A 25,131-nucleotide genomic window follows, 5' to 3' on the forward strand; every position below is an offset into this window, starting at 1 on the left:
GAACCACAGGCAGCAATGCCGCAGATGTGAGGAAAGGAAAGTCTGGTTCAAAGGCGCGCGCAATCAATGGCATTGCCAATCAAACAACAAGCAGCGATTTGGGGTGGCATTATTGCCATCTTTTTGGCGCTGTTATGGTTCTTAGGTGATGTCATTCTGCCCTTTTTGACAGGGGGGGCGATTGCCTATTTCCTTGATCCTCTCGCAGATCGGCTTGAGAAATGGGGCCTTGGTCGCGCGGCTGCGACAACCGTGATCTCCTTGGTTGCGCTTTTTGTGGTCGTGGCAAGTATTTTTGTGATCGTGCCGCTTTTGGTCGCGCAAGCCACGGCGTTAATCCAATCCGCACCGCAAATATTCAGCGAATTGCAGGCCTTTTTGACCCAACAGTTTCCGTCATTGATGGATGATGGATCGCCTTTGCGCCAATCCTTGGTGTCGGTCGGCCAGACCATTCAGGCGCGCGGGGGCGAATTGCTCAATACGGCTCTCACCTCAGCAATCAACGTCGTAAACGCGATCGTGTTTATGGTCGTTGTGCCTGTGGTCGCCTTTTACATGTTGCTCGACTGGGATCGTATGGTGGCGCGTATCGATGAATTGCTGCCCCGCGACCATCGCCCCGTGATCCGTCAAATTGCCGCTGATGTGGATCGCACTTTGGCGGGGTTCGTGCGGGGTCAAGGCACAGTGTGTCTGATCTTGGGCACATTTTATGCCATCGCGCTCATGGTGGTTGGTTTGCAATTCGGGCTTGTGGTGGGTTTGATTGCAGGGCTTTTGACCTTCATCCCCTATGTTGGCGCCTTGGTGGGGGGGCTTTTGTCCATAGGGCTTGCCCTTTTCCAATTCTGGGGAGATTGGTGGAGCATCGCCGCCATCGCAATTATCTTTCAAGTTGGGCAGATGCTTGAGGGGAATGTATTGACCCCGAAACTGGTCGGCTCCTCCGTTGGGCTGCATCCCGTTTGGCTGATCTTCGCGCTCTCGGCCTTTGGGGCGGTGTTTGGCTTCGTCGGGCTTCTGGTTGCTGTGCCCGTGGCCGCGGTGATCGGCGTTTTGGTGCGCTTTGCCATAACCCGCTATCAGGCAAGCCTGCTCTATCGCGGGCTTGAACCCCCACAGGACGACTGACATGGCCAAACAGATGCAATTTGATCTGCCCTATCGCGCAGCTATGGGGCGGCAAGATTTCTTTCTTTCGCCCTGCAATGCGGTTGCGGTCGCGGGCATTGACGCATGGCACCATTGGCCCTTGTCAAAGATGATCTTGATCGGGCCTGAAGGCGCGGGAAAAACCCACCTCGCCCATGTGTTTGCAGCACAATCAGGGGCGCTGATCCACAACGCAAAGCGGCTGCAAGAGGCAGACATCCCAAAACTCATGCAAGCCTGCGCTTTGGTGATTGAAGATTGCGACCAAATCGCAGGCGATACTTCGCGTGAGGAAATGCTGTTTCACCTGCACAATGATGCAGCCACCCGTCAAGCGCCACTCTTGCTGACCGCTCGCGACAAGCCAGAGGCCTGGGGCATCGCCCTGCCCGATCTTGACAGCCGCTTGCGTCAGGCCGATCTGCTGCGCCTTGAGGCCCCAGATGATGCGGCCTTAATGGCGGTCACGATGAAACTGGCCCATGATCGCGGCATCAGCCTGCCTGCATCAGTCCTGCATTACGCGCTGCCCCGCATTGAGCGCAGTTTCAAAGCCGTGATCGATTTTGTGATAGAACTTGATCAACAAGCCCTTTCTGAAGGAAAATCCCCAAGCCTTTCGCATGCCCGTGCAATCCTTGGGATGGAGGGGTGAGCCAATTTTGACTGTCATTGAATTGTGATAGAGAGCCAGTAAAGACGCAGGCATGACACATTTTACAGATTTCCTGAATGCCCCCATGCCTGATCCCGTGACCCTTCCTGAGCGGGAGATCACGGGGCCTAGCCGTTATTTCAACCGCGAATTGAGTTGGTTGGCCTTCAATTGGCGCGTTTTGGATGAGGCGGAAAATCCGCGTGTTCCCCTGCTTGAGCGGGTGCGCTTTGTGTCAATCTCGGCAAGCAATCTGGACGAGTTCTACACTGTGCGCGTGGCAGGTTTGCGCGAATTGGCCCATAGTGGCAACACAACCCCATCTGACGATGGGCGCACTGCGATTGAACAGCTCAAGCTCATCAACGCGGATGCGCGCAAATTGATGACCTATCAACAACAGGTGTGGCGCAAGCTGAAATCCGAATTAGAGGCCGAAAAGATCACGGTCTGCACCCGCGCCAATCTCAAGGCACGCGACAAGGCAGATCTTGAGGAGATTTTCATCCGCCGTGTCTTTCCAATCTTATCGCCCTTGGCGATTGACCCCGCGCATCCGTTTCCCTTCATCCCAAACGAGGGGTTTGCCCTCGCCCTCCAGATGAAGCGCAGCAAAGATGGGCGGATGTTATCGGCGCTGCTGCCAATCCCTGCGCAAATTGATCGCCTCATTCGACTGCCCGCCGCAGAAGGCCAAGCGCGGTTCTTGCCCCTTGAAGAGCTGCTGCTGCTGCATCTTGGCAAATTATTTCCTGGCTATGAGTTGACGGGTTCCTGCACCTTCCGCGTCCTGCGCGACAGCGATTTGGAGGTTGAGGAAGAAGCCGAAGATTTGGTGCGTGAATTTGAAACCGCCCTCAAACGCCGCCGCCGTGGCGAAGTGGTGCGGCTTCAAATCAGCGCGGGCGCACCCGAAGATCTGCGCGATGAGATCATCGACCAATTGGGCGTGGATGACACTGAAATTGTCGAAGTGCGCGGCATGATCGGCCTTGTGCATCTCAAGGAGTTGGTGATTGACGAGCGGCCCGATTTGCTATGGCCCGCCTTTGCCCCGCGCGTGCCAGAACGGGTGCAGGATTTTGAAGGCGATATGTTCGCCGCAATCCGCCAAAAAGATATGCTTTTGCATCACCCCTATGAAACCTTTGACATGGTGATCCGCTTCCTCGCGCAGGCGGCACGCGACCCGAATGTTGTGGCGATCAAACAGACGCTTTATCGCACCTCAAATGAAAGCCCGATTGTGGCGGCCCTGTGTGAAGCGGCGGAAAACGGCAAGTCAGTTACGGCCCTTGTGGAGTTGAAAGCTCGTTTTGACGAGGCCGCCAATATTCGCCAGTCACGCAAACTCGAGCGCGCAGGCGCCCATGTGATCTATGGCTTCATCAACTATAAAACCCATGCCAAAATCAGCTCGGTTGTGCGCCGCGAGGGTGACCGATTGGTGACCTATACCCATTATGGAACAGGCAATTATCACCCGATCACGGCGCGGATTTACACTGACCTTAGCCTCTTTACCTGTGACGATTCTTTGGGGCGCGATGCGGTCAAAGTGTTTAATTATGTGGGCGGCTATGCCGAACCTGAGGGGCTGGAAAACCTCGCTATCTCGCCCATCAACCTAAAATCGCGCATCTTAGAAGAAATCGATGCCGAGATTGCCCATGCAAAAGCGGGTCGCCCTGCAATGATGTGGGCCAAGATGAACAGCCTTATCGACCCCGATGTGATTGACGCGCTCTATCGCGCATCTCAGGCAGGGGTGCGGATTGATCTGGTGCTGCGCGGCATTTGCGGCTTGCGTCCCAATATCAAAGGGCTGTCTGAAAATATCCGCGTCAAATCTATCGTGGGCCGCTTTCTCGAACATTCCCGTATCGTTTGCTTTGGAAATGGGGCGGGGCTACCTTCGAAAAAGGCGCGGGTCTATATTTCTTCGGCTGACTGGATGGGCCGCAATCTCGGTCGCCGCGTAGAGACTTTGGTCGAGTGTAAAAACCCGACTGTAAAGGCGCAGATTGTCAGCCAAATTATGGCGGCGAATATGGCAGATGTAGCGCAATCTTGGATGTTGCAGCCCGATGGAAGTTTCCTACGCCCTGATCTGAGCGTGATTGACCAACCCTTCAATTGTCACCGCTTTTTTATGGAAAACCCATCCCTTTCAGGGCGGGGGTCTGCGGGGGCAAATGATGTGCCCGAATTGACCCATACAGAAGATTGACGCAAGACCAAGCTTTGTGAAACAACCAATTCCATGAGTATCGTGGTGCCCGCTGAGAAATCCGAATTGGTGGTTGAGGATCATCCTGAATGGGGGCCTTTCGGCGCGCCACTTTTTGATGCCGATCATGCCCGTTCGCTCTCGCGGGTGGGGGTTATCGACATCGGCTCAAACTCTGTGCGGATGGTGGTGTTTGATGGGGCCGCCCGCAGCCCTGCCTATTTCTACAATGAAAAAATTCTCTGTGGCTTAGGGGAAGGCTTTGCAGAAACGGGGCGCTTGAACCCAGAAGGCCGCCAGCGCGCCCTTGTCGCGCTGCGCCGCTTTGCCATGCTGTGTAAGGGCATGGGGGTGGCACCTCTTTTGACTGTGGCCACTGCGGCGGTGCGCGATGCTCAAGATGGCGCGGACTTCCGCAAAGATGTGCTCGATCAAACAGGCCTCGCGATCCGCATCGTAACAGGCGAAGAGGAGGCCCGTCTGTCTGCGCAGGGCGTTCTCTTGGGATGGCCCGGGGCCTATGGGTTGATCTGCGATATTGGTGGCTCATCAATGGAATTGGCCGCCCTTGAAGGCGGCGGCAGCATCGGGCGGCGCGGATCCGTGGATCTTGGGCCGCTCAAGCTGATGGGGATCACAGGCGGCAAACGCGCAATCAAGGCGCATATCAGAGCGCGCATTGCTGATCTCAAGGCTGAATTTCCCGAAGATCACCAAAGGCTGTTCTTAGTCGGTGGATCATGGCGCGCTATCGCGCGGGTCGATATGGAGCGGCGCGGCTACCCGCTTAAGGTTTTGCATGAATATCGCATGACGCCAAAGGCCATTCTTGAAACGATTAAATATATTGCCAAGACCGATATCGAGACGCTGCGCGCACAGACAGGCACCAGTCTTGAACGTCTGCGCCTTGTGCCCCTTGCGGCGATCGTGCTGAAGGAATTGCTGCGGCAGTTGAAACCACGCGATGTAGCCATCTCAAGCTATGGCATCCGCGAAGGTCTGCTCTATGAACAAATGTCCGAAGAGCTGCGCCAACGCGACCCGCTGATCGAGGCCGCCCGCCACGCCGAGGCCATGTCAGCCCGCATCCCAGGGTTTGGGCGCAAACTATATCATTTTGTTGAGCCGCTTTTTCCACAGGCAAAGCCTGCAAAAAAGCGACTGATCCGTGCGGCGTGCTTGCTGCATGATGTCTCATGGCGCGCGCATCCCGACTATCGGGCCGAGACATGTTTTGACAATGCAACGCGCGCCAATTTGGGCGGGCTCGCCCATTGGGAACGCGTCTATTTGGGTCTTGCCCTATTGCATCGGTATAAATCGAACCGCGAGGCGACACATTTTGACACCAATCTCTTGACCCTTTTGCGCGAGGCCGAGGTGCAAGAGGCCGAGATTTTGGGGCGCGCCATGCGCTTTGGAGCGATGCTGACCTTGGAAAAACCGCTGGATCATTGCTATCTCGAAGTGAACAGGCGGCGCAAAAAATTGATCCTACATTTGCTCAGCGATGCAGCGGATGACCTGTTTGGCGAAGTCGCCCAAGCGCGTTTCGGGGCTTTGGCCTTGTCTATGGGTCTTACGCCCGCCGTCACCGATGAGCGCAGCAGCCGATGATCCGCGCCAAACCCCGTTTGGCCGTGCGCGGCCTGTTGGTGGTGGCAGACAAGCTGTTGCTTGTGAATGCCTATAAGGGGCGTGAAAGGGCGCTGTATTGCGCACCGGGCGGTGGGGTTGAGGCAGGCCAATCCCTGCCCGAAAACCTGCAGCGCGAGTTTCACGAGGAAACGGGGCTGACAGTTGAGGTAGCAGCGCCCTGCTTGGTCAACGAGTTCCATGACCCTCACGGCACATTTCATCAGGTCGATATTTATTTTCATGTGACCCATATCGCAGGCAATCTTACGGGAGAGTGGCGCGATCCAGAGGGTGTGGTGAGCGAAAGGCGCTGGGTGACACGCGCAGAGCTTGCGACCCTACAGGTGAAACCTGATAGCCTTGCACGCGTTGCATGGGATGGCGAGATCATGATCTATGACGCGCTAGAGCCAATTCTGCGCTAAGGCGCTTTATGCGCGCCCGTCAGACCATAGGCCACGCCACCAATGACCACGAGGCTTGCAGCGATCAAATGCAGCGTCAAAACCTCGTCCAACAGCAGCACACCGCCCAAAATTGCCAAAGGCGGAACACTGAGCTGCGCAAGCCCTGCGCGGGCGGCACCCAGATGCGGCAAGATCGTATACCACAGCGCATAGCCCATTCCCGAAGTCACCGCACCTGACAGGATCGCCAAACCCCGCCCCGTTGCATCGGCAGTCTGACCTTCGGGAAGGGGAAACAAGAACAGGGCCAAGGCGCAAAGGCCAAAGGCAATCCAAAAATTCACGGCTGTTTCAGGGATCGGGTCGCGGGCCTTTCGCCCCAAAAGCGAATAGCCCCCCCATCCTAACCCTGCGACCGCAATTGCGGTGACCGCATCTAGCGGCACAGTGATCTGCCCTTCTGGCAGAAGCAACCAAACCAACCCTGCAAGCGCGACAGCCGCGCCCCCCAAGCGGCGGGGTGACACCCCCTCCCCCAAAAGGAGCGATCCTGAAAACATGGTCAATTGCACCGCTCCAAAGAGCAGCAAAGTGCCCAAGCCCGCATCCAATTTCAAATAGGCCAATGAAAAGCCCAACATATAGGTCGCAAGGCAAAACCCGCCCGCAAGGCGCATCTTGGGATTGGCGCGCGCAATCATCAGAAACGTCCGACCGCGTAAAATCACACTCAGGCCAAGCAGCGTCACAGCGCCCGCAGCCACACGCCAAATTGCGAAATCCCCAACGCTGATATGCCCCCCCGCCACGGCCATACGGTTCAGCACCGAATTGGCAGCAAAAGCAATCAAGGTCAGAAGGGCCGCGAAGATCAACCGCGTCATGACAACAGCCTTTGCACAATATCCCCGCGCGCATAGGCAATCTGCCCGCCCGCGATTGTGGCGGCCACCGCATGGCTTTTGGCATCTAGGATAACAAAATCGGCGCGCTTGGCCGTGGCAATCACACCACGATCCTCCAAACCCAAAAGCCGCGCAGGGCCAGAGGACACGAGCGCCCAAGCCTCTGTCAAACCCATTCCCCCTTGCCACAACGTCAGCGCGGCGCGCAGCAAGGCAGGGTAGTGGTAATCTGACGCCAAAGCATCGACCAAACCCGCTTCGACCAAAAGCCGCGCAGAGATCTTGCCCGCATGCGACCCGCCACGCAGAACATTGGGCGCCCCCATCACCACGCCATGGCCTTCTGCACGCGCGGCCTTTGCGGCTTCGACTGTTTCAGGAAATTCCGCCAAGCTGACGCCAATCTCCGAGAATTGCGCATGTGCGGCGGGGGTTGCGTCATCATGGCTGCCCAACACCACCCCAAGTTCAGAAAGCTGTCCCGCCAGATCACGCAAGGCAGGCATCACTTCGGGCTTTCGGTCATGGAGGCTGTGCAGAAACGCGAGATGTGCCTCAGGCGAGCGGCCCGCCTTAAGCGCCTGCCCCGTCAAACGTGGCGGGCGTTTTCCCGCCGCTAAGGCCTCATGCGGCAGATGATCATTAAACACCACGCACGCGATTTGGTGATCGCGCACCAAGTCTATAATCGCGGCGTAATGGTCGACCATATTCATCTCAACGCGCAATTGCAGACGCAAATCACAGATCAAGCCCTGCGCATCTTGCAAGGCGCGGGCCATGGCGGCGGCAAAATCGGGGCCGCGCATCCCCCCCTCCCAAGAGTAGAATTGTGCAAGCATGGCTGTCGTTATCCCATTGGCCGCCAACTCCGCCTCGATGGGACGTATCCCCTCGCGCGGGTCAACAACGGCCCCACGGCGGGGCGCAACATGGCGTTCGAACCCATCGCCGTGAAAATCGACCAATCCCGGCAAGATGATATAGCCAGATAGATCAATACAGCGCGGGCCTTGATCTTGGGTGATAACCCCCTCCGCCATGCTCACAGGGCGCGGCGCAAGCCCCTCAGGGCCCAAGACCTCAGCCCCCATTAGCGTTAGGTTCAGACCCAACATGCGCCCTATTCCGCAGATGGATCGCGCCAGCGATTGACGATTGGATAGCGCCGATCCAACCAGAATGCGCGGGACGTCAGCCGCGCCCCCGGTGCGGATTGAAAGCGCTTATATTCCGAAATGTAGACCAAATGCTCAACCCGCTTGACTGTCGCGGCATCAAACCCTTGTGCAACCAAATCTGCAACGCTTGCCTCATGATCTATCAGCCCCTCAAGGATGGCATCCAAAACCTCATATGGCGGCAGGCTATCCTCGTCTTTTTGATCATCGCGCAATTCCGCCGATGGCGGCTTTTCAATCACCGACACTGGCATCACAGGCCCATCTGGCCCTTTCATCCAAGCGCGGTGGTTGGCATTGCGCCAATGGCACGTTGCAAAGACGCGCGTTTTATAAAGGTCTTTGATCGGGTTATAGCCCCCTGCCATGTCGCCATAGATGGTGGCATAACCTACCGCGACCTCGGATTTATTGCCTGTGGTCAACAACATTTCGCCAAATTTATTCGACAACGCCATCAGAAGAACCCCGCGCAAACGGGATTGGATGTTTTCCTCGGTCAAATCTGGATCGCGGCCTGCAAAGAGCGGGGCAAGCGTGGCCTCAACCGCCTCTTTCGGGGCCTCAATCGGCAAACTGTCAAGCCTGACCCCAAGCATCTGGGCCACATCGCGGGCATCCTCAAGCGAGGCCTGCGAGGTATAGCGCGAAGGCAGCATCACGCAATGCACGTTTTCAGGGCCAATGGCATCGGCGGCAATGGCCGCAACCAAGGCCGAATCCACCCCGCCCGACAGACCCAAAACCGCGCGAGAAAACCCTGCCTTGGCCATGTAATCACGCAGACCCAAAACCATCGCATGGTAATCCGCCTCGATGTCATCGGGTATGCGCGTCAGGTCGGTCTTGTCAATCTGCCAGCCCTCAGCCCCCTCTCGAAGTGTCAGATGGGTCATGCCTTCTTCAAAGGCGGGCATCTGCGCCACCAAGGCCCCGCCTTGGTTCAAGGCGAAACTGGCCCCATCAAAAATCTGATCATCTTGCCCACCGACAAGGTTCAGATAGATCAATGGCAGGCCCGTCTCGATCACGCGCGCGACCATATGGGTCTGCCGCAATCCCATCTTGCCGCGATGATAGGGCGAGCCATTGGTGACAAGCAAAACCTCTGATCCCGCTTCGGCGAGCGTCTCGGTAATGTCCTCATGCCACGCATCTTCACAAATCGGGATGCCGATCCGCACAGGGCCAATGCGCACGGGGCCAGACGGATTGCCTGACTTGAAATACCGCTTTTCGTCAAAAACGCTGTCATTAGGCAAATGATGTTTATTGATCCGCGCAATCTGCACGCCGCCTTGCAAAATGACATAGGCGTTGTTGATACCCCCGCCTTCGGCAGGCAAAGGCAGGCCAATCCCACAGACAGGGCCATCCTTGGTGGCCTCTGCCAAATCTTCTAAGGCCTGCACGACTGAGGCCAAAAAAGCGGGCCGCGTGACAAGGTCTTGCAGCTGATAGCCCGTCAGCGCCATTTCGGGGAACACCACCAAATCAGCCCCCGCATCCCGCGCTTCGGCCCAATAAGCCAAGACCTTTTGTGCATTGCCTGCGAGGTCACCGACTGTGGGGTTAATCTGCGCAACACTCAAACAAAACCGAGACGCCATTTAGCTGTGCCTTCCCTACTCACTCACCCGAGGTTCTAGCAGATCAAACCCGCAGGCCAAGGCCATTGCGCATATTGATCGCACCCAAAGGCGCAAAAGACGTTGCGAGATCAGGCGGGCTTCAATAGTTTCTTTGACAAGGCCAGAGGAAGCAGATGGGACATTTGCTAAATATGCGAAACAAAATGCGCCCCTTGGAAAGGACAGCACAGGCAGCTTTGCTTGGTCTTTTTTTTGGATTAGCGCCGCAGAGCGGGCTTGCCCAAGAGGGCGAAATCATCCGTGACGAACAGCAATATGACAATGGCGCGATCTATCGTGGGCAATTCCGCAACGGGCTGCAACACGGGACGGGCACCTATACTTTGCCCAACGGGTATGAATATACGGGGCAGTGGGTTGATGGCCGAATTATGGGCGAAGGCCGCGCGACCTTTCCTGATGGGTCGGTCTATGAAGGTGCGTTTGTGGCGGGCAAACCCAATGGCCAAGGCACGATCACCTTTGTCGATGGATCAACCTATACAGGCACTTGGGCAGACGGCCTCATGTCAGGCGAAGGGCGCGCCTTTTATTCCAACGGACTGACCTATACGGGCAGCTTTGTCGCGGGCCTTCAAGAGGGACAGGGACGGCTGTCCAACACAGATGGTTATGTCTATGAAGGTGGGTGGCAATCGGGCCAGAAGCATGGCCAAGGAAGCCTCACTTTCCCAGATGGCTCAACATATGTGGGGGAATTTCTCAATGACATGCGCCACGGCGCAGGACGTTTGGAAACCTCAGATGGCATGATGTTTGAGGGCGAATGGGAAAATGATCAGATCAACGGTCAAGGCAGCCTGACCCAACCCAATGGCGATATCTATGAGGGCGGTTTGGTCAATGGCGCGCGCCAAGGCCAAGCAGTAGTGCGCTATGCGAATGGCGATCTCTATGAGGGCGAATTTCTCAATGACCGCCGCCATGGCCAAGGTCGTTTCACAGGGCATCAGGGGCTTGTTTATGAAGGCGAATGGGTCGAAGGGCGCATTGAGGGGCAAGGCGTGATGACCTACCCCGATGGGGTGGTCTATGCTGGCGGATTTGAAAATGATTTGGCCCATGGGACGGGAACCATAACCTATCCTGACGGCACCAAATACGAGGGCGATTGGGTCGCGGGGGCGATGCAAGGCTTTGGCATTGCGGAATATGCCGATGGGTTGCGCTATGAGGGCCAGTTCCTGAATGGGCGCCAACACGGCCAAGGGGTAATGACCTCAACCAACGGCTATCGCTACGAGGGCGGATGGAACGCAGGCCTGCGCGAGGGGGAAGGGATCACAACCTATCCTGATGGCAGCAGCTATCGTGGGCAATTCGTAGGCGGGGCGCGCGAAGGCATAGGCCGCCTCGAGATGGCCGATGGGTTTACCTATGAGGGCGCTTGGCGCGCAGGTGAAATCACAGGCCAAGGCGTGGCGCGCTATCGCTCGGGCGATGTTTATGAAGGGACGTTTGAAAACGGAACCCGCCAAGGTCAAGGGCGACTGACCTACGCCACGGGCCAAGTGGTAGAAGGACTGTGGGAAAACGGCCAATTAGTGGGCGCGGGGGCGGCGGATTTGCCACCTGCCCCCGAAACCCCTGATGTCAGCGAACCGCAATCGCAGTAAAATCAGGCTGCAATCAGCCCCATGCTTTCGAGTTTCAACAGCACCTGCTGCGCGCAGTAATCCACGTCCGTGCCTTCGGTATCGACCACCAATTCTGCGGCGGTTGGGGCCTCGTAAGGATCAGAAATCCCCGTGAATTCCTTGATTTTGCCCTCGCGCGCCAATTTATAGAGGCCCTTGCGGTCACGGCGCTCGCATTCTTCAAGGCTGGTGGCCACATGCACCTCAACAAAAGCGCCAAAGCTTTCGACCATCTCGCGCACCGAGCGGCGGGTCGCTGTATAAGGCGCGATGGGAGCGCAAATGGCGATCCCGCCATTCTTCGTGATCTCCGAAGCGACATAGCCAATGCGGCGAATATTGATATCGCGGTGTTCCTTGCTGAACCCCAATTCCGAGGAGAGATGCTTGCGCACCACATCCCCATCAAGCAGCGTCACTGGACGGCCGCCCATTTCCATCAGCTTGACCATCAGGGCATTCGCAATGGTCGATTTGCCCGAGCCTGAAAGCCCCGTGAAAAACACTGTAAAGCCCTGCTTGCTGCGCGGTGGAGAGGTGCGGCGCAATTCCTTAACCACCTCAGGGAAGGAGAACCATTCGGGAATTTCCAACCCCTCGCGCAGGCGGCGGCGCAGTTCCGTGCCCGAAATATCTAGAACCGTATCGCCCGCTGGCACCTCATTTGCAGGGTAATATTGGGCCTTTTCTTGCACATAGACCATGTGCTTGAAATCCACCATCTCAAGGCCAATTTCATCTTGGTGCTGCTTGAACAGCTCCTGCGCGTCATAGGGGCCATAGAAATCTTCGCCGTTTGAATTCTTTCCTGGCCCCGCGTGATCGCGCCCCACGATGAAATGGGTGCAGCCATGATTGGCGCGGATCAAGCCGTGCCAAACCGCCTCGCGCGGGCCAGCCATGCGCATGGCAAGGTTCAGCAAGCTCATGGTTGTGGTTGCGGCAGGGTATTTATCAAGCACCGCCTCGTAGCAGCGCACACGGGTAAAGTGATCCACATCGCCGGGCTTAGTCATGCCAACCACAGGATGGATTAATAGGTTTGCCTGTGCCTCTTTGGCGGCGCGGAAGGTCAATTCCTGATGCGCGCGGTGCAGCGGGTTGCGGGTTTGAAAGGCAACAATCCGCTTCCACCCCAATTTGCGGAAATAGGCCCGCATCTCGTTGGGCGTATCACGGCGTGCGCGGAAATCGTAATGCACGGGCTGTTGGATGCCCGTGATCGCCCCACCCAAATAAACGGGGCCTGCCACATGATGCAGATAGTTCACCGCAGGATGGGCCAGATCATCTGCGCCAAACACCTTTTCTGCCTCGCGCGCCTTATTGGGCATCCATTTGTCAGAGATAGAGAGGATCGCAAGGATCACCCCCTCTTGATCGCGCAGTGCGATATCTTGGCCCGTCTCGACCTTGGCGGCGAAGTCCTCAGAAATATCAAGCGTGATCGGCATCGGCCAAAGCGTGCCATCGGCCAGACGCATGGTCTCGACCACGCTGTCATAATCCTCCTGCCCCAAAAACCCTTTGAGCGGGTTAAACCCGCCATTCATCAGCAATTCCAAATCGCAGATTTGGCGCGGGGTCAGATCCCATGAAACCAACTCCGCCGCCTCAAGCTTTAGCTTCTGCGCGGAGTCGTAAGAGACATAAAGTTCAGGGATCGGGGCGTGAAATTGGGCAGCCATCAAGTTTACTTTCCAACAAGGGTCAAAACATTAGGGGCCGCAAAAAACAACACGGCCCCGCATTCAGCGCCGCCATAGACCCTTAGTGTGGCGAAATTCAAGCATAGCTGTCCTTTTCAAAGAAAAAAGAAACAGCGTGCTTGCCGATCCGCCACAAACGAAATGGCGGTGCTGAAAAATCGGCAATCACGCAGCCCCTGTTCTTAGCCCTATTCGGCGGCCTTCACGTCGCCTGCCGCTTGTTCCGCCAACCACCGCTCGGCATCCAAAGCGGCCATACAGCCCATGCCCGCGCTTGTAACCGCTTGGCGATAGGTATGGTCGGTCAAATCCCCCGCCGCAAAAACGCCAGGGATCGAGGTGCGGGTCGTGCCAGGTTCAACCCAAACATAACCGCCCGAATGCAGCTTAAGCTGATCCTTGATCAAATCGCTGGCAGGTGCATGGCCAATGGCCACGAAAAACCCTTTGCAAGGCACTTCGGTAATAGCGCCTGTCTCGACATGGCGCGCTTTGACCGCCTCAACACCACGGGGGGCATCTGTCCCGACCACCTCATCCACCTCGTGGTTCCAGATCACCTCGATTTTCGGATTTTTGAAAAGGCGATCTTGCATGATCTTTTCCGCGCGCAGGCTGTCGCGGCGGTGGATCAATGTGACCTTTGAGGCGAAATTGGTGAGAAACAGCGCCTCTTCAACGGCGGTATTGCCGCCACCTATAACCACCACCTCTTGCCCGCGATAGAAGAACCCATCACAGGTGGCACAGGCCGAGACACCAAAGCCCTTAAAATGATCTTCAGAGGGCAAGCCCAACCACCGCGCCTGCGCGCCTGTCGCCAGAACCACCGCATCGGCCGTATATGTTGTGCCCGTATCGCCCGAAGCGCGGAAAGGACGCTGCGATAAATCGAGATCAGAAATATGATCCGAGATGATCTCTGCCCCCATCTCGCGGGCGTGGTTCTCCATCCGCACCATGAGATCAGGCCCCATGACGGAGGCATCACCCGGCCAGTTTTCAACATCCGTTGTGATGGTCAACTGTCCGCCCGGCTGGATGCCTTGCACCAAAATCGGCTCTAACATGGCACGGCTGGCGTAAACCGCCGCCGTGTAGCCCGCAGGGCCAGAGCCAATAATCAAAAGACGGGTATGGCGGGTTGCACTCATGAGATGGATCCTTCATTAAACCTGTCACGCGCCGCCATCGCAGCATGGGCAATGACACCCGAACGACACAGCGCGGCACGTATCTTGATCCTGATATAACCACCGATCGCCCGCGATGAAAGCCCCGCCTAAGCCTTGCAAAGCGGCGCTCAATATTCCATATATTGCGCGGGTGCGAAATAAAATTGCGTATTTCTGGCATTATCGCTCAGGATCGCAAAGTCGCGAGCGAGAGGATAACAATAATGCCAACGACCAAACTCGATCCGATTGACCGCAAGATTCTTGCGGAACTGCAAAGTGACGGGCGGATGACCAATGTGGAATTGGCCAAACGCGTTGGGATTTCTGCACCCCCTTGCCTACGGCGCGTGCGCACTTTGGAGGAGTCGGGCTATATCCGCGGCTATCACGCAGATGTCGATGCGCGGATGCTTGGGTTCGAAGTTCAGGTTTTCGCCATGGTAGGCCTGCACAGTCAGGCCGAAGCTGATTTGGTCGCCTTTGAAAACCGCTGTGCCGAGTGGCCCCTTGTGCGCGAATGTCATATGCTGAACGGCGAGATTGATTTCATCTTGAAATGCGTGGCGCCTGACCTGTCCACTTTTCAAAGCTTCCTCACCGAACACCTAACTGCCGCCCCGAATGTTGCAAGCGTACGCACATCGCTTGTCATTCGTGGGGCTAAGGATCAACCAGGCGTGCCCTTCGAAGTTCTCGAAGACCGACTGGCCAAGATGGATTAAAGCGAAGCGGATTATCCTGCCCGTTTCAAGCCAATTTCTACACGATCCGTCATTGCTGGTCGCTGCACTTCGGTTTCATCGCGCATCCAAGGCATGCGTGGCGCCTCGTGCTCGGTCATCGCGATCACCGACTCCATCCAACGTTTTTTCATCTCAGACCCTCCAAAAAGATTCGCGCAACATTGCGCTTCGATGGGTCTAAATTCGCGTCCAAATCTGTCAAAGATTGGACGAAATCCCGTCAGCATGGGGAAAGAAAAAGGTGATTTCGCGGCAAAGCCTAAAGGCGAATAGCCGAAATCAGGCGCCCGTAATCCGCTTCGCCCCGATGCGTGGCGCGGCGGTAGGAAAAGAACAGTTCTTCGTCACGATAGGTGCAATGCCCGCACCATTCTGCCTGCCCGATGCCCGCATTGCGCAGGCGCGTTAATCCGTAGCTTGGTAAATCAAAGAGATATTTATCAGGTGCCGCCCCATTGATAAAAAACCGCGCAGACTGCGGATCATCATCCACGAATTCCTCAAAGAATTCTTGCCCGACCTCATAATTGGCTTGGCTGATCGTAGGGCCAATCACCGCGTTGATTTTTTCGCGCACCGCCCCTTGTGCAACCATCAAGTCAATCGTGGCCTCAAGAACCCCTGCCCGCGCGCCCTTCCAACCTGCATGGGCAGCGCCAATCACGCCTGCCTCCGCTTCATGAAACAGGACGGGCTGACAATCAGCCGTGAGAATCGCAATGGCCAAATCCTTGCTGCAGGAAACCAGACCATCTGCCTCAGGGGTGCCGCCGCCAATCGGGCCTTCAACCAAGACAACATCTGCGGAATGCGTTTGATACACCATCACAATGCAATCTTCAGCCACCCCCATCTCACGCGCCACGCGCGCGCGGTTGATTTCGACCAAATCCGATTGATCAGATGATCCCGCACCACAATTCAGACTGCTAAAAATGCCGCTAGATGCACCACCCTTGCGTGTAAAAAACCCATGCTTTGCTGCCCCCAAAAGCGGGGATGTGATCGGGTCAATTGGAGCGAAATGCGCAGCCATCTCACATATCCCTTATTTCAAGATCATCCAAACCAGGCAGGGCGGGCGCAGACTGTTGTGTAAGACCCAGCACTTTGAATAGCTGTCCCATTTCTTCGGGGTGGGTCAACCTACGATGCGCGGCAATATGTGATTGAAGCGCGTCACCGTGCAGTTTTTGCGCAAGCGCCTGCGCCCTTGCGGTGATCCCCAGACGCTCAAGAAACAGACCTTGCGTCTGTAGCGGTGCCGCGCGGGCGGGTGCGGCACTGGCCGCCAAAGGCTGAAACGCCACATGGGCGGTCAGATCGGATGTGCCAATATCCACCAATGGATCGGCGTATCTGTGATCTTTGACGGCTTGAAAGGTGTCGCCTGCGCTGATCCAATCCCCGTAGTCAATCAAAAGCGCCGCGCCGCCCTGCGCATCAATGCGCCGCCCGATATCTGATGCAATCGCCTCGGCCGCAGCATTAACCTCGACAATCGCACCCTCTGGCATGTCACCAAAACGGGCTGTTATCCAATCGGGCGCAATGACATGGCCAAGCCCCCATATGAGCGCGCCCTGATCTGCACCGATTTGGCGTTCATGCCATCCGTCACGCCCCTTTTGAAATTGCCGAATGGGCAAGGCATCAAAAAATTCATTCGCCACCAAATAAAGCGGCCCGTCAGGTAGGGTGGCAATAGTGTTGTGAAATTGTGGTTGATACTGTTCCAAAGCCTCTGCTTGGGCCGTGCGCATCAAGGGCGAGGCTTCGACCATGTGCAGTCTGATCGTTTGGGTGAATTCGGGTAGCAGTTTCGCGGCGCGCAAAATATCGGCCATCAACGTCCCACGCCCGCCGCCAAGCTCGACCAAATTTACATCGGATGGTCTGCCTTGGTCAGACCAAACCTGCACCAACCACAACCCAATCATCTCGCCAAATATTTGCGAGACCTCGGGTGCCGTCACAAAATCCCCGCCCCCACCGATAGCGGGTTTCTTCATATAATACCCAAATTCAGGGTGAAGCAGAGCCTCGGTCATAAACTCGGCCACAGAAAGCGGGCCTGACTGCGCGATACGGCGCAACAGCCGATCCTGCGCGCGCCCTGCCCCCATTAGGCACCTGCCTTGCGCCGCGCGACCTGCCGCGCGACCAAGATCACCGCTAGCCCCACAATGACCATGGGCAATGACAAGATTTGCCCCATGCTCAGACCAATATCATCAGACAGCCACAGCGCATAACCGCGCGGATGGTTCGCGAAGAACTGTGCATCAGGTTGGCGGAAATATTCGACAATAAACCGCCCCCCCCCATAGCCTGCAAGAAACAGACCCGCCACTTGCCCTGGCACCCGCAACGCCCCTTGGCGATGGATCACATACAGGATCACAAGCCCCAAGATGAGCCCCTCAAGCAGCGCTTCGTAAAGCTGTGACGGGTGGCGCGCACAAACTTGCATGCCTGCGTCCATCACAATCCCCACAGGGCCCGAACAGCCCTGTGCCGCGGCACCAGGAAAGATCACGCCCCAAGGCGCATCGGTGGGTCGCCCCCATAGCTCGGCATTAATGAAATTGGCGCTGCGCCCCAGAAAGAGCGCAGGCGGGGTGGCCAAGGCTAACAGATCGGCAAGGCTTGCTATGCTGACCTTGTGGACACGACAAAACAAAAGCCCCGCGATGACAACACCCAAAAAGCCACCATGAAAAGACATCCCCCCCTGCCAAACCTGCAAAATCTCAGTAGGGTTTTGCAGGTAATAGCTTGGCTGATAGAACAGCACATATCCAAGCCGCCCCCCAAGGATCACGCCCAAGACCATCCATGTCAAAAGCGGTTCTACAACTTCGGGGGACATCGGGGCGGTGGCATGTCTCCACAGCGTGGATTTGCGCAAATGCCGTCCGATCATCCATGCTGCGATGAGAAACCCAGCGATATAGGCCAGTGCATACCACCGCAAGGCAAAGTGAAACCCACCAAAATCAATTGAGAAGAGCGCAGGCGAGATATCTGGAAACGGTATCGCGTAAAACATAGCGGCCCTTTTAGATGCGCGTGGGAACCCTTGTTGGATAGACCCCCATGCGGCGATGTCAACCTTGAAGCGGCGCGCCATTTACCCCATATCAAGGTCGAACGTATGAACGCGCCCCGCCGCGAGACAAGAGGACAGCCTATGCAAACCCGCAATAAGATGATGGATGACATCAGCCAATTGATGACCAACGCCATGGGTGTGGCCCAAGGCGCACGCGAGGAAGCGGAAAATGCGATGAAATCGCTGATGGATCGCTGGCTTGCGGATCGCGACTTTGTCACCCGCGAGGAATTTGATGCCGTGCGCGCAATGGCCCAAAAAGCGCGCGAAGAAAATGAGGCGCTGTCTGCGCGGCTAGAGGCATTGGAAAAGAAAAAGAAATAAGCGCGGTCACAGCGCAGTTCAACAAGGGCGGGTTTGGCCAGACCAAACCCGCCCTATCTTTATGCACAGCCCCCAATTTCTTGTGGACAGGATTAGGAAAACCGCAATTTCTGGGTGCGTCATCAAAATATTGCTTTACAGGTGAAGAAAGTAACCGCACCATATTTGGTATGGGGCCGCGCGAACCAGCCGACCCTTAGTGGAGACACCCAGCCTTAGTGGGCAAATTGGGATTAAACCCAACGCCCGCGACAGGCTGCCAAGAATGAGGCCTAGGGCAATGTCACTTTCCGAGCAGTATATGGATGTCGAAGACCTCCATCCCATCGATATCGTTGAAACCCTTGCCACACGGCATGAATGGGATTTCGACCGTGTTGCCGATGATCAAATCGCAATGGCCCTAGAGGGGCAGTGGCGCACCTATTCGGTGACGCTGGCATGGTCGAGCTATGACGAAACGCTGCGGATGATCTGCACCTTCGACATGGATCCACCCGCCGAATCTATGGGCAAGCTTTACGAGACATTGAACCTTGCCAATGACAAATGCTGGGCGGGCGCGTTCAGTTTTTGGGCCGAGCAAAAGATGATGGTCTATCGCTACGGCTTGGTTCTCGCAGGGGATCAACTGGCGAGCCCCGAGCAGATTGCCTGCATGGTTGAAACCGCGATTTTGGCAAGCGAACGCTATTACCCCGCCTTCCAATTGGCCTGTTGGGGAAGCCAATCACCAAGCGAAGCAATCCAAGTGGCCATTGCCGAAGGGTTCGGTCGCGCCTAACCTGTTGCAAACCGCAACAGGGGATGAGTGATGACGTATGACGATATTGCCGCGCGCGGCATGGTGATTTTCGGCTGTGGGAAAATGGGCTCTGCAATGTTGGCAGGGTGGCTTGCACGAGGAATACCACCTGCCTGCGTGACCGTAATTGACCCGCACCCCTCTGATTGGCTCAAGGCTGCGGGGGTAAATCTTAATACGCCCCTGCCCGCAAATGCCGCTGTGGCCATTATCGCGGTGAAACCGCAGATGATGGGCGAAGCTTTACCCAATCTTGCGGCGCATATAGGCCCCAAGACATTAGTGATCTCTGTAGCGGCAGGCACACCAATCGCCAGATTTGAAGCCGAATTTGACGCATCCACCAAAATTATCCGCGCCATGCCCAACACCCCCGCTGCAATCGGGTGCGGGATCACCGCGCTTATTGGCAACGGGCAGTGCAGCCAAGCCGATCTTGAGCTTGGCGAAGCCCTGTTATCTGCAGTCGGTCAGGTGGTGCGTCTTGAAACGGAAGATCAGATTGACGCTGTGACAGGCGTCTCGGGCTCAGGCCCTGCCTATGTTTTCTATATGATTGACAGTCTGGCTGCTGCCGCGCGCGCCGAAGGCCTGCCTGACGAGATGGCGATGGAATTGGCCAAGGCCACAGTCGCGGGCGCAGGGGCCTTGGCCCGAGAGGTCAGCGAGAGCCCAGAACAATTGCGCATCAACGTGACATCGCCCAATGGCACCACGCAGGCGGGGCTAGAGGTTTTGATGGATGAGGCAAGCGGCCTCGCCCCCCTCATCCGCGAAACAGTCAAGGCTGCGGCGGCGCGATCCCGCGCCCTGAAAGGATAAGCCTGATGGAAACCGATTTTGAAACATTCCTGAAGGTCGACATTCGCGTGGGGCGCGTCACCCGCGCCGAACCCTTTCCCGAGGCCCGCAAACCTGCAATCAAGTTATGGGTGGATTATGGGCCAGAGATTGGGGTCAAAAAAAGCTCGGCCCAAATCACCGCGCATTATGCGCCCGAGGCATTGGTGGGCAAGCTTGTTATGGGGGTGGTGAATTTTCCACCCCGCCAGATCGGCCCCTTCATGTCCGAGGCGCTTGTGCTTGGATTTCATGATGCGGGCGGGGATGTGGTTTTAGCCGTGCCCGACAAGGATGCGCCCCTTGGCGCGCGACTATGTTGACGGGCTATCCCCGATCGCTTCGCGCCAGTGACGGCGGCACAAGCTGACATAGGTTTCATTACCGCCGATTTGCACCTGCTCCCCCGATTTGGCAACGCTGCCATCAGGGGATTTTCGCACCACCATCGTGGCTTTGCGCCCGCAATGACAAATCGTTCTGATCTCACGCAGATCATCCGCCAAGGCCAAAAGCGCGGCGGAGCCTTCGAATAATTCACCACGGAAATCAACGCGAAGGCCGTAGGTCATCACGGGAAGCCCCAAATCATCAGCCACACGCGCCAATTGCCAGACCTGTGCCTTGGTGAGGAACTGCGCTTCATCCAGAAAGACGCAATCAATCGGCTGCGCTTTGTGCGCTGCCTCGATAAGCGCGAACAAGTCTGTATCAGGGGCAAAGGTTACGGCCTCTTTCGACAGCCCAATGCGGCTTGCAATACGGCCTTGGCCTGCGCGCGTATCGTGATGCGCCGTCAGCAGAAATGGGGTCTGGCCGCGTTCGCTATAATTATGAGCCGCTTGCAAAAGCAGGGTCGACTTGCCCGCATTCATAGTCGAAAAATTGAAATATAGCTTGGCCATGGCGCGCCCTATTGTTCCTTTGTCGCCATATGCCAATAGATGCACCCGCCTTGCAAGCGCGCCCTCTCACGCGAAGTTCAAAACCCGTGATCTAAAAGCAGGCTATACCCAAGCCAAGTTTTGGCAACAGGAGCGCCCACTATGATCACCCGCCGCGCAGTGATAAAGTCAGGCTTAGCACTGCCGCTCGTCACACAGCCTCTGCTTGCTCAGGCAGTCTTTCAACGTGATGGCGTGGCTTTGCGGGGGTATGATCCTGTGGCCTATTTCACCAATGGCGCCGCCACCAAAGGTCAGGCGGACTTCGCCGCGCACTGGGACAACGCCACATGGCATTTTGCATCAGCAGCCAACCACGCGCAATTCTTGAACAGCCCCGAAGCCTTTGCCCCACAATATGGGGGCTATTGCGCTTGGGCCGTATCGCAAGGTTACACGGCCCCGATTGACCCTGATGCATGGCGCATCGTTGACGGGAAATTATACCTCAACGCCAACCGGCGCATTCAACGCCGTTGGGAACAGGATATCGCGGGGCATATTGCCCGCGCAGATGCCAATTGGCCAAACCTCCGCGCGGGGTTGCAATCGGGGCTTTACCCCTGCAGCGAACGCACCGCCAATTCACCCTCACGTGCGGCTTTCATAGCCAAGGCTGCCGCATGGCTGCCTGCAAGCGTGGTGTAATAGGGGATCTTGTCATAGAGCGCGACTGTGCGCATCGAGCGGCTGTCTTCAACCGCTTGCGCGCCTTCGGTCGTGTTCAAGACCAGATCAACCATCCCGTCCTTCATCATATCGACAATCGTGCGCCCACCTTCATAGGCCTTGTTGACCACATCAGATGAAATCCCGTGATCGGCCAAGAATTTCGCCGTGCCCGAGGTGGCCAAAATCTTGAGGCCCAAATCGGTCAAGGTTTGCGCTGTCTCCACCAAGAGCGGCGATTTATCCGCATCTTTGATCGACAAGAACACTGTGCCTGCCGTTGGCAAAACAGTTCCCGCGCCAAGCTGCGCCTTGAGGAAGGCCCGCGCAAAGCTGCGATCCCATCCCATCACCTCGCCCGTTGATCGCATTTCTGGCCCAAGCAGCGTATCCACGCCAGGGAAACGGGCAAAGGGCAGAACCGCTTCCTTGACCGAGAACCACGGCGTGCGGAAATCTGACAGGCTCATCGGGTCGCCCATCGGGATAGACGCGTTGTCATCCACAGGTTGATGAGGTGCGGCCTTTGGGAAAGCCGAAAGTTTCTCTCCCGCCATCAAGCGCGATGCGATAGAGGCAATTGCGCTATCCGTGGCCTTGGCCACAAAGGGCACAGTGCGCGAAGCGCGTGGATTGACCTCAATCAGATAGATATCATCGCCTTTGACCGCAAATTGAACGTTCATCAAACCAACAACATTGAGCGCGCGCGCCAATGCCTCGGTCTGGCGGGTGATCTCTGCGATAATCGCATCGCTGAGCGTATGAGGGGGCAAGGAACAGGCACTGTCGCCCGAATGCACGCCCGCCTCCTCAATATGCTGCATAATGCCCGCGACATGAACCGCGTCACCATCGCACAGCGCATCCACATCAACCTCGGTCGCGCCATCAAGATAGCTGTCGAGAAGCACGGGGCTGTCGCCAGACACCACCACAGCCTCTGCGATATAGCGGTTAAGCTGTGCCGTATCGCGCACGATCTCCATTGCGCGACCACCCAGAACGTAAGAGGGGCGGATCACCAAAGGATACCCCAAGGCTTCAGCCGCGGCTTTTGCCTCTTCGTCAGAATGGGCAATCGCATTTTCGGGCTGCTTGAGCTCAAGCTTTTGAACAAGCTGCTGGAACCGCTCACGATCCTCCGCCAAATCAATCGCATCGGGCGATGTGCCAAGGATTGGGATACCCGCCTCATGCAGCGCGTTGGCCAATTTCAGCGGAGTCTGACCGCCAAATTGCACGATAACCCCATGCAATGTGCCTGCGTCCTGCTCCACACGCAGAATCTCCATCACATGCTCGTAGGTGAGAGGCTCGAAATACAGGCGGTCGGACGTATCATAATCTGTTGAAACCGTCTCTGGGTTACAGTTGATCATGATGGTTTCATAGCCTTGCGCGGTCAGCGCAAAACACGCGTGACAGCAGCAATAATCAAATTCGATCCCCTGCCCAATGCGGTTTGGTCCGCCGCCCAAAATCACAACTTTTTTCGCATCCGAAGGACGCGCTTCGCATTCCACATCGCCCATCGCAGGGGCCTCATAGGTGGAATACATATAGGGGGTCTGCGCCTCAAACTCGGCCGCGCAGGTGTCGATCCGCTTAAATGCGGCAACGATCCCTGCACTGGTGCGATCAGCCCGCACAGAGGCCTCGCTGCGGCCCGTCAGTGTCGCCAAACGCGCATCGGTGAAGCCCATCATCTTGATCTTGCGCAAGGCATCCGCCTCACGCGGCAGGCCATTGGTGCGAATATCTTCCTCGACATCCACGATCTCGCGAATGCGGGCCAAGAACCATGGATCAAATTTGGTGACATGGCCGATCTCGTAATTGGTCAGACCATGGCGCATGGCTTGGGCGATCACACGCAGACGATCAGGCGTCTGCAGGCTGAGCGCCTTCGTGATGGCGGCCTTATCAGGCGCGCCCGCAATCTCGATCTCGTCAAAGCCAGAAAGCCCCGTCTCAAGGCTGGCCAAGGCTTTTTGCACACTCTCATGGAAGCTGCGGCCAATGGCCATTGCCTCGCCCACGGATTTCATCGCCGTGGTCAATTCGGGCTTAGAGCCGGGGAATTTCTCAAAAGCAAAGCGTGGAATCTTGGTGACAACATAATCGATGCTTGGCTCAAAGCTGGCAGGGGTGACACGGGTGATGTCATTGTCCAACTCATCCAATGTGTAACCTACGGCCAATTTCGCCGCGATTTTCGCAATCGGGAACCCCGTGGCCTTAGAGGCAAGCGCCGATGAACGCGACACGCGCGGGTTCATCTCGATCACCACCATCCGCCCATCGGCAGGGTTAATCGCCCACTGCACGTTGGAGCCGCCCGTCTCAACGCCAATCTCGCGCAACACAGCAATCGAGCCGTTGCGCATGATCTGGTATTCTTTATCGGTCAGGGTCAGCGCGGGCGCGACTGTGATACTGTCGCCCGTATGCACACCCATCGGATCTACGTTTTCGATGGAACAGACGATGATCGCGTTATCCGCTTTGTCGCGGACGACCTCCATCTCGTATTCTTTCCAACCAAGCAGCGATTCATCGACCAAAATCTGCGCCACGGGCGAGGCCTCAAGCCCAGAGCGGCAGTAATACTCATATTCTTCGCGGTTATAAGCCACACCGCCGCCTGTGCCGCCCAAGGTAAAGGCGGGGCGAATGATGGCGGGCAGACCGATGTCTTCCAAGGCCTCCATCGCATCGCGCAGACCTGCGGCGATGTCGAATTTGCCGTTCTCTTTTTTCGGCGCGGCAACGATCGTGGCGCGCGGGTTTTCAAGGCCAATACGTTCCATCGCCTCGCGGAACAGCTTGCGGTCTTCGGCCATTTCAATCGCAGGGCGCTTTGCCCCAATCATCTCGACCCCGAATTTCTCCAACACACCCGCTTCTTCAAGTGAGAGAGCGGTGTTCAGACCCGTCTGGCCGCCCATGGTGGGCAACAGCGCATCGGGGCGCTCTTTCTCGATGATCTTTGCGACAACATCGGGGGTGATCGGCTCGATATAAGTGGCATCGGCCAGTTCTGGATCGGTCATAATGGTCGCGGGGTTAGAATTGACCAGAATAACGCGATACCCTTCTTCGCGTAGGGCCTTACAGGCTTGTGCGCCCGAATAGTCAAATTCGCAGGCTTGCCCAATGACGATTGGCCCCGCGCCGATGATCATGATGGAGCGGATATCGGTTCTTTTGGGCATCGGAAAACCTCGGTATTGGCTGCGGGCCTACAAACGGCGAAACATCAGGGTGCGACCGCGCACGCAAAGGCGCGCTTCGAGAGCGGTGCAAATTGATGGCGTTATAGTCAAGCGAGAGCGCGG

At 56.7% G+C, this 25,131-nt stretch carries 23 protein-coding genes; 12 read left to right on the forward strand and 11 right to left on the reverse strand.

Going from position 1 to position 25,131, the window contains the following annotated elements:
- Positions 1 to 66 precede the first annotated feature (66 nt).
- The 5 genes from AAC637_RS05320 to AAC637_RS05340 are packed head-to-tail and all read left to right on the forward strand — an operon-like array spanning position 67 to position 6,106.
- Positions 67 to 1,134, forward strand: a complete 1,068-nt coding sequence (locus tag AAC637_RS05320; protein ID WP_340302627.1) for an AI-2E family transporter — start codon at positions 67 to 69, stop codon at positions 1,132 to 1,134.
- Between the two features lies 1 nt (position 1,135).
- Positions 1,136 to 1,810, forward strand: a complete 675-nt coding sequence (locus AAC637_RS05325) for a DnaA ATPase domain-containing protein (RefSeq protein WP_340302628.1) — start codon at positions 1,136 to 1,138, stop codon at positions 1,808 to 1,810.
- A 52-nt stretch (positions 1,811 to 1,862) separates the two neighbouring features.
- On the forward strand, positions 1,863 to 4,040 hold the full coding sequence (locus AAC637_RS05330; protein ID WP_340302629.1) for an RNA degradosome polyphosphate kinase: 2,178 nt from the start codon (positions 1,863 to 1,865) through the stop codon (positions 4,038 to 4,040).
- Positions 4,041 to 4,073: 33 nt separating this feature from the next.
- The gene (locus AAC637_RS05335) at positions 4,074 to 5,660 is read left to right on the forward strand and encodes a Ppx/GppA family phosphatase (protein WP_340302630.1); all 1,587 of its coding nucleotides are present in this window, start codon (positions 4,074 to 4,076) and stop codon (positions 5,658 to 5,660) included.
- Positions 5,657 to 6,106, forward strand: a complete 450-nt coding sequence (locus AAC637_RS05340; RefSeq protein ID WP_340302631.1) for an NUDIX domain-containing protein — start codon at positions 5,657 to 5,659, stop codon at positions 6,104 to 6,106. Before AAC637_RS05335 ends, AAC637_RS05340 begins: the two co-directional genes overlap by 4 nt.
- On the opposite strand, the gene AAC637_RS05345 is transcribed toward AAC637_RS05340, so the two are convergent.
- From AAC637_RS05345 to AAC637_RS05355, 3 genes are read right to left on the reverse strand one after another with little or no spacing between them, the layout of a single operon-like run.
- The gene (locus AAC637_RS05345) at positions 6,103 to 6,972 is read right to left on the reverse strand and encodes a DMT family transporter (RefSeq protein ID WP_340302632.1); all 870 of its coding nucleotides are present in this window, start codon (positions 6,970 to 6,972) and stop codon (positions 6,103 to 6,105) included. The two genes, AAC637_RS05340 and AAC637_RS05345, sit on opposite strands and share 4 nt — an antisense overlap.
- Positions 6,969 to 8,111, reverse strand: a complete 1,143-nt coding sequence (locus AAC637_RS05350; protein ID WP_340302633.1) for an alpha-D-ribose 1-methylphosphonate 5-triphosphate diphosphatase — start codon at positions 8,109 to 8,111, stop codon at positions 6,969 to 6,971. The genes AAC637_RS05345 and AAC637_RS05350 overlap by 4 nt, the downstream gene beginning before the upstream one ends.
- A 5-nt stretch (positions 8,112 to 8,116) precedes the next feature.
- Positions 8,117 to 9,784: an NAD+ synthase gene (locus tag AAC637_RS05355; protein ID WP_340302634.1), complete on the reverse strand. Its 1,668-nt coding sequence runs from the start codon at positions 9,782 to 9,784 to the stop codon at positions 8,117 to 8,119.
- A gap of 173 nt (positions 9,785 to 9,957) precedes the next feature.
- Here AAC637_RS05355 and AAC637_RS05360 point away from each other — a divergent pair, with 173 nt between their 5' ends.
- The gene (locus AAC637_RS05360) at positions 9,958 to 11,442 is read left to right on the forward strand and encodes a 2-isopropylmalate synthase (protein WP_340302635.1); all 1,485 of its coding nucleotides are present in this window, start codon (positions 9,958 to 9,960) and stop codon (positions 11,440 to 11,442) included.
- Between the two features lie 2 nt (positions 11,443 to 11,444).
- Here the strand turns inward: AAC637_RS05360 and AAC637_RS05365 are convergent, their stop codons facing one another.
- Positions 11,445 to 13,151: a bifunctional sulfate adenylyltransferase/adenylylsulfate kinase gene (locus AAC637_RS05365; protein ID WP_340302636.1), complete on the reverse strand. Its 1,707-nt coding sequence runs from the start codon at positions 13,149 to 13,151 to the stop codon at positions 11,445 to 11,447.
- A gap of 209 nt (positions 13,152 to 13,360) precedes the next feature.
- Entirely contained in the window at positions 13,361 to 14,326 is a 966-nt protein-coding gene (gene trxB / locus AAC637_RS05370) for a thioredoxin-disulfide reductase (protein ID WP_340302637.1), read from the reverse strand.
- A 245-nt stretch (positions 14,327 to 14,571) separates the two neighbouring features.
- On the opposite strand from trxB, the gene AAC637_RS05375 reads away from it, so the two are divergent.
- Positions 14,572 to 15,072, forward strand: coding sequence for an Lrp/AsnC family transcriptional regulator (locus AAC637_RS05375; RefSeq protein ID WP_340243371.1), 501 nt, complete (start codon positions 14,572 to 14,574; stop codon positions 15,070 to 15,072).
- An 11-nt stretch (positions 15,073 to 15,083) separates the two neighbouring features.
- On the opposite strand, the gene AAC637_RS05380 is transcribed toward AAC637_RS05375, so the two are convergent.
- From AAC637_RS05380 to lgt, 4 genes are all read right to left on the reverse strand, one after another.
- Positions 15,084 to 15,224: a hypothetical protein gene (locus tag AAC637_RS05380; protein WP_340302638.1), complete on the reverse strand. Its 141-nt coding sequence runs from the start codon at positions 15,222 to 15,224 to the stop codon at positions 15,084 to 15,086.
- 128 nt (positions 15,225 to 15,352) lie between these two features.
- Positions 15,353 to 16,129 carry a peptidoglycan editing factor PgeF gene (gene pgeF / locus AAC637_RS05385; RefSeq protein ID WP_340302639.1) on the reverse strand — a complete coding sequence of 259 codons (777 nt, stop codon included), beginning with the start codon at positions 16,127 to 16,129 and terminating at the stop codon, positions 15,353 to 15,355.
- A 1-nt stretch (position 16,130) separates the two neighbouring features.
- Positions 16,131 to 17,219, reverse strand: a complete 1,089-nt coding sequence (locus AAC637_RS05390) for a class I SAM-dependent methyltransferase (protein WP_340302640.1) — start codon at positions 17,217 to 17,219, stop codon at positions 16,131 to 16,133.
- The gene (gene lgt / locus AAC637_RS05395) at positions 17,219 to 18,145 is read right to left on the reverse strand and encodes a prolipoprotein diacylglyceryl transferase (RefSeq protein ID WP_340302641.1); all 927 of its coding nucleotides are present in this window, start codon (positions 18,143 to 18,145) and stop codon (positions 17,219 to 17,221) included. Before lgt ends, AAC637_RS05390 begins: the two co-directional genes overlap by 1 nt.
- Before the next feature lie 141 nt (positions 18,146 to 18,286).
- On the opposite strand from lgt, the gene AAC637_RS05400 reads away from it, so the two are divergent.
- From AAC637_RS05400 to AAC637_RS05415, 4 genes are all read left to right on the forward strand, one after another.
- Positions 18,287 to 18,532, forward strand: a complete 246-nt coding sequence (locus tag AAC637_RS05400) for an accessory factor UbiK family protein (RefSeq protein ID WP_317656693.1) — start codon at positions 18,287 to 18,289, stop codon at positions 18,530 to 18,532.
- A 280-nt stretch (positions 18,533 to 18,812) separates the two neighbouring features.
- Positions 18,813 to 19,316, forward strand: a complete 504-nt coding sequence (locus AAC637_RS05405; RefSeq protein ID WP_317656260.1) for a type III secretion system chaperone family protein — start codon at positions 18,813 to 18,815, stop codon at positions 19,314 to 19,316.
- A gap of 30 nt (positions 19,317 to 19,346) precedes the next feature.
- Positions 19,347 to 20,159: a pyrroline-5-carboxylate reductase gene (gene proC, locus AAC637_RS05410; RefSeq protein WP_340302642.1), complete on the forward strand. Its 813-nt coding sequence runs from the start codon at positions 19,347 to 19,349 to the stop codon at positions 20,157 to 20,159.
- Positions 20,160 to 20,164: 5 nt separating this feature from the next.
- Complete coding sequence (locus tag AAC637_RS05415) at positions 20,165 to 20,500, forward strand: tRNA-binding protein (RefSeq protein ID WP_340243381.1); 336 nt, start codon at positions 20,165 to 20,167, stop codon at positions 20,498 to 20,500.
- On the opposite strand, the gene AAC637_RS05420 is transcribed toward AAC637_RS05415, so the two are convergent.
- Positions 20,492 to 21,082 (reverse strand): thymidine kinase, encoded by a 591-nt coding sequence (locus AAC637_RS05420; protein ID WP_340302643.1) that lies wholly within the window; start codon positions 21,080 to 21,082, stop codon positions 20,492 to 20,494. The genes AAC637_RS05415 and AAC637_RS05420 overlap by 9 nt on opposite strands.
- Before the next feature lie 141 nt (positions 21,083 to 21,223).
- Here AAC637_RS05420 and AAC637_RS05425 point away from each other — a divergent pair, with 141 nt between their 5' ends.
- On the forward strand, positions 21,224 to 21,769 hold the full coding sequence (locus tag AAC637_RS05425; RefSeq protein WP_340302644.1) for a YHS domain-containing (seleno)protein: 546 nt from the start codon (positions 21,224 to 21,226) through the stop codon (positions 21,767 to 21,769).
- On the opposite strand, the gene carB is transcribed toward AAC637_RS05425, so the two are convergent.
- Positions 21,679 to 25,008 carry a carbamoyl-phosphate synthase large subunit gene (carB, locus tag AAC637_RS05430; RefSeq protein ID WP_340302645.1) on the reverse strand — a complete coding sequence of 1,110 codons (3,330 nt, stop codon included), beginning with the start codon at positions 25,006 to 25,008 and terminating at the stop codon, positions 21,679 to 21,681. The genes AAC637_RS05425 and carB overlap by 91 nt on opposite strands.
- Between the last annotated feature and the right edge of the window lie 123 nt (positions 25,009 to 25,131).

Source organism: Roseobacter sp. HKCCD7870 (assembly GCF_037830315.1).
Classification (GTDB): domain Bacteria; phylum Pseudomonadota; class Alphaproteobacteria; order Rhodobacterales; family Rhodobacteraceae; genus M30B80.